We start from the raw sequence: 4,973 nt of genomic DNA, 5'->3' as shown, positions 1-4,973 counted from the left end.
AAATAGCACTCGGTTTCTTTAATAATCTTGGCTACGAATTCTGCGCCTTTTCGATGCATTCCCATGCAACAACCCATTGTTTTAACAAGGTAAACCTTAATAATTACTCACAGCGCTGGAACACCCGCTATGAGCAAAACAATTACTGCTCAATAGACCCGACAGTAGCCCATTGCAATCACTCAATGCTGCCCATTCTCTGGGATAGCAAGACGTTCGCCGGCGTCCCCGATATGCAGCGCGCACTCGCGGATCAAGGCATGCAATACGGCTGGTCGCTTCCGGTACATGACCTGCGCAACCACAACAGCGGCATGCTCAGCGTCGCCCGAAGCCATTGTCGTATCACCACGTATGAACTCTATGAAAACCTCGGTTATGCGACGTTCATCAGCCATGCGCTGCATGTTCTCGCGATGCAAACGCTGGCCAGCAAGCAGCCGACTGGCTTGAGCGCGCCTCATTTATCGTCACGAGAAACTGAGGTTTTGAGCTGGACCGCGAAAGGCAAGACCGCGACGGAAATTGGGCTCATCCTCAATCTCAGCTCGCGCACGGTGCATTTCCACTTGAAAAATGCGATCCACAAACTGGGCGTCACCAATAGGATTTCTGCCGTGGTAAAAGCGACGAAGTGCCATTTCATCTGAGCCCAAGCCAGCACCACCGCTTGTCTGCGCTGACCACGACGGAAAACCCGCGAGTAATCCAACGGAAAAAAACGTACCATTTACACCCCTTCTGAGTGATGAAGCGAACGACACCGCGACGCAGTCCACTCAGGCGGTCCCGTCCAGCATCGAATACGTGCAAAACCGCGGGACACCCGTTGATTATCCAGAGTCCCCGCCCCATGCCCCTGCTCGAAACCCCGTTCGCCCAACTTGACCTGATCCGCCAGCCCGAACAGCAGAACGAACCGCTGCAAGCGTTCGATGCGGCCGACGAGTACCTGCTTAATCACCTGGCCGAACAGCAGCCCAACGCCGATACCCGGGTGCTGGTGCTCAATGACAGCTTTGGTGCATTGGCAGCGAGCCTTGTCGGCAAGGTTCAGGTCAGCAGTAGCGGTGATTCGTTTCTCGCCGCCCAGGCATTGGAAAAGAACCTGGTACGCAATGGCCTTCCCTTTGATGTCGTGTCAGTGCTACCGGCTAGCGCGCCACTGGTCGGTCCGTTCGATCGGGTACTGATCCGCGTCCCCAAAACCCTGGCGTTGCTGGAAGAGCAACTGATCCGCCTGCAAACGCAACTGRCACCCGGCGCGCAAGTGGTTGCTGCGGCCATGGTCAAACACCTGCCACGGGCAGCAGGTGATCTGCTGGAGCGCTACATCGGCCCGGTGCAAGCGTCGCTTGCAGTCAAGAAAGCCCGCTTGCTGATTGYCACACCCGACGCCAGACCACCTGCGCAGTCGCCCTACCCGACTCGCTACACACTCGACGAGCCGGCCATCGTGCTGCTCAACCACGCCAATGTGTTCTGTCGCGAAGGCCTGGACATCGGTACCCGGGCATTTCTCCCTCATCTGCCGAAAAACCTGGGCAGCGCGCGAGTCGCCGACCTGGGTTGCGGCAACGGTGTGCTGGCCATCGCCAGTGCCCTACAGAACCCTCAAGCCCACTACACGCTGGTGGACGAATCGTTCATGGCCGTGCAATCCGCTACCGAAAACTGGCAGGCCGCCCTCGGTGAGCGCGAAGTCATCGTGCGGGCGGGCGATGGTCTGGCCGGGCAGGAGCCGCAGTCGCTGGACGTGGTGCTGTGCAATCCGCCTTTCCATCAGCAACAGGTGGTCGGTGACTTCCTCGCCTGGCGGATGTTCCAGCAAGCTCGCGAAGCGCTGGTGGTGGGCGGCGCGCTGTACATCGTCGGCAACCGTCATCTGGGCTATCACAGCAAACTGGCGCGCCTGTTCCGCGGTGTCGAACAGGTCGCGGCAACGCCCAAATTCGTGATCCTCAAGGCCCGTAAATAGGCGCCGGCGCCCAGGTAAAAAAAACCCTCCAGCGGAGGGTTATAAATCCGTGCCGCAAGGCACGGGATGGGATGTTCGGGTCGATCAGTGAGTAGTCAGGCCTGCCGCATTCATGAACATGCGCATCAGGCTGGCCACGACAAACAGCGCCAGTACGCTGCCGGTCCAGATCATTACCAGCCAGCCAAGGCGCTGCCAGAGCGGCTTCTTTTCAGCCTGTTCGATTTCCTGCAAAGAGTGTTTACCAGCCATTGTCGAATGCTCCTGTCAGGCAGCTCGGGCACCTGGCCCGAGCCGCGGTCACGCAGACTAGTGGTAACCGTCGTCATGGGTCACCTTGCCGCGGAACACGTAGTAGCTCCAGAAGGTGTAGCCCAGAATGAACGGGATGATGAACAGGGTGCCGACCAGCATGAAGCCCTGGCTTTGTGGCGGTGCGGCAGCGTCCCAGATCGAGATCGACGGCGGCACGATGTTCGGCCACAGGCTGATTCCCAGACCGCTGTAACCGAGGAAGATCAGCACCAGGGTCAACAGGAACGGCGTGTAGTGAGCGTTACGGGCCACAGCGCGCAATAAACCGTACATCGTCACCAGCACCAGGATTGGCACTGGCAGGAACCAGAACAGGTTCGGCAGGGTGAACCAGCGCGCAGCAATCTCGGCATGGGCCAACGGGGTCCAGATGCTGACGATACCGGTCACCGCCAACACCACKAACGCCAGCGGACGGGCCAGGTCGTGCATTTGCTTTTGCAGCTTGCCTTCGGTCTTCATGATCAGCCAGGTGCAGCCGAGCAGCGCATAAGCAACGATCAGCGCCACGCCACAGAACAGCGAGAACGGTGTCAGCCAGTCCAGCGTGCCGCCGGCAAACTGCCGATTGACCACCGGAATGCCGTCGATAAACGCCCCCAGCGCCACACCCTGGAAGAACGTTGCCGTCAGCGAGCCGCCGATGAAGCACTTGTCCCAGATGTGCCGCTTGCGATCCTTGGCCTTGAAACGGAACTCGAAGGCCACACCGCGGAAGATCAAGCCGATCAGCATCAGGATCAGTGGCATGTACAGCGCCGACAGCACCACCGAATACGCCAGCGGGAAGGCGCCAAATAACGCCGCACCGCCCAATACCAGCCAGGTTTCGTTACCGTCCCAGACTGGTGCGACAGTGTTCATCATCACATCGCGGTCACGGTGGCCCTTGATGAAGGGAAAGAGAATGCCGATTCCCAGGTCAAAACCATCCATGACCACGTACATCATGATCCCGAAGATGATGATCACGGCCCAGATCAGCGGAAGATCAATACCCATGACTCAATTCCCCTTGTTCAGGCTGGCGTCGCCGTTTTCGTTGYCTTCATCGGCAGCAGAAAGCGGACGGGCCGGTGTACGTTGCTGCCCGGGACCACCGTGGCTCGGTTCGGCACCTTCGTTGATCTTCGGCCCTTTGCGCACCAGGCGCATCATGTAGCCAAGACCGACCCCGAACAGCGAGAAATACACCACGACGAACAGCGCCAGGGTAATGCTCATCTGCAGGAAACTGTGCATGGATGAAGCATCGGCAGTGCGCATCAGCCCGTACACCACCCACGGCTGACGACCGATTTCAGTGGTGAACCAACCGGCGAGTATGGCGAGCAGGCCCGATGGCCCCATCCACAGCGCCAGGTAGAGGAACGCACGGTTCGAATACAGCCTGTCACGCTTGCGCAGCCACAGGCTCCACAGACCGGTGAAGATCATCAGGAAACCCAGCCCGACCATGATCCGGAACGACCAGAACACAATGGTCGAATTCGGCCGGTCTTCAGGCGCGAACTCCTTGAGCGCCGGGACCTGTTTGTCCAGCGAGTGAGTCAGGATCAGGCTGCCCAGGTACGGAATTTCTACCGTGAATTTGGTCTTCTCGGCTTTCATGTCCGGCCAGCCGAACAGGATCAGCGGGGTCGGCWTATTGCCGACGTTTTCCCAGTGACCTTCAATCGCGGCGATTTTTGCCGGCTGATGCTTGAGCGTGTTGAGGCCGTGGAAGTCGCCGATCACCRCCTGAATCGGCGCAACGATCAAGGCCATCCACATGGCCATCGACAGCATGGTGCGGATCGCCGGGTTATCACGGCCACGCAACAGGTGCCAGGCGGCCGACGAGCCGACGAAGAATGCAGTGGCAACGAATGCTGCCGTAGCCATGTGCATCAGGCGGTAGGGGAACGACGGGTTGAAGATCACCGCGATCCAATCCACCGGAATCACTTGGCCGTTAACGATTTCGTAGCCCTGCGGGGTTTGCATCCAGCTGTTGGAGGCCAGAATCCAGAACGTCGAGATCAGCGTGCCGATGGCCACCATGACGGTGGCGAAGAAGTGCAGCTTGCGCCCGACCCTGTTCCAGCCGAACAACATGACACCGAGAAAACCGGCTTCGAGGAAGAACGCGGTGAGCACTTCATAGGTCAGCAGCGGCCCGGTGACGGAACCGGCAAAGTCCGAGAAGCGGCTCCAGTTGGTGCCGAACTGATAAGCCATGACCAATCCGGAGACCACCCCCATGCCGAAGTTGACGGCAAAGATCTTCGACCAGAAGTGGTAAAGATCACGGTAGGTATCGTTGTGGGTCTTCAGCCACAAGCCTTCGAGCACCGCCAAGTAACTCGCCAGGCCGATGGTGATCGCCGGGAACAGGATGTGGAACGAGATGGTGAACGCGAACTGAATTCGGGCGAGATCAAGTGCCTCCAAACCGAACATAAGTCTTCCTCTGTCTGGTAATACGGCTGCTGGCTGGAAGCCTGCACCCACCGCCCCCACGGTTATGGAGTATGGCGAATTCAAATTCGTTGTTTTTTTACAACCATCGCAACGCAGGGAGTCTGGCCATCTGGCCGTCAGAGCAAATCCACCAAGGGTTTTGATCTGGATCAAGTAACGATGAAAGAGTAGTCCCATTTTCAGCGCCCGCCTGTGTGGTCTTTTGCCGCGTGACAGG

General features: G+C 58.5%; 5 protein-coding genes. 2 read left to right on the top strand and 3 right to left on the bottom strand.

All coding sequences use genetic code 11. The features are described 5' to 3' along the window. Both AC1DH9_RS22190 and AC1DH9_RS22185 read left to right on the top strand, forming a co-directional pair. Nucleotides 1–650, top strand: a 650-nt coding sequence (locus AC1DH9_RS22190) for an autoinducer binding domain-containing protein (RefSeq protein WP_477808784.1), incomplete at its 5' end; no start/stop codon positions are given. A 203-nt stretch (nt 651–853) separates the two neighbouring features. Beyond that, nucleotides 854–1,978, top strand: coding sequence for a methyltransferase (locus tag AC1DH9_RS22185; RefSeq protein ID WP_477808783.1), 1,125 nt, complete (start codon nt 854–856; stop codon nt 1,976–1,978). Nucleotides 1,979–2,062: 84 nt separating this feature from the next. On the opposite strand, the gene AC1DH9_RS22180 is transcribed toward AC1DH9_RS22185, so the two are convergent. The 3 genes from AC1DH9_RS22180 to AC1DH9_RS22170 are packed head-to-tail and all read right to left on the bottom strand — an operon-like array spanning nt 2,063 to nt 4,735. Continuing rightward, nucleotides 2,063–2,230, bottom strand: a complete 168-nt coding sequence (locus AC1DH9_RS22180) for a DUF2474 domain-containing protein (protein ID WP_427534066.1) — start codon at nt 2,228–2,230, stop codon at nt 2,063–2,065. A gap of 57 nt (nt 2,231–2,287) precedes the next feature. After that, complete coding sequence (gene cydB / locus AC1DH9_RS22175) at nt 2,288–3,295, bottom strand: cytochrome d ubiquinol oxidase subunit II (protein ID WP_477808782.1); 1,008 nt, start codon at nt 3,293–3,295, stop codon at nt 2,288–2,290. Between the two features lie 3 nt (nt 3,296–3,298). After that, nucleotides 3,299–4,735 carry a cytochrome ubiquinol oxidase subunit I gene (locus tag AC1DH9_RS22170; protein WP_477808781.1) on the bottom strand — a complete coding sequence of 479 codons (1,437 nt, stop codon included), beginning with the start codon at nt 4,733–4,735 and terminating at the stop codon, nt 3,299–3,301. Nucleotides 4,736–4,973: the final 238 nt, after the last annotated feature.

It is taken from the genome of Pseudomonas sp. 05T35 (genome assembly GCF_056396605.1).
This window is presented reverse-complemented; position numbering and strand designations above follow the sequence as displayed.

Excerpts from the sequence above, each read along its gene's own strand:
- AC1DH9_RS22180 (WP_427534066.1), bottom strand. The coding sequence starts at position 2,230 with ATGGCTGGTAAACACTCTTTGCAGGAAATCGAACAGGCTGAAAAGAAG.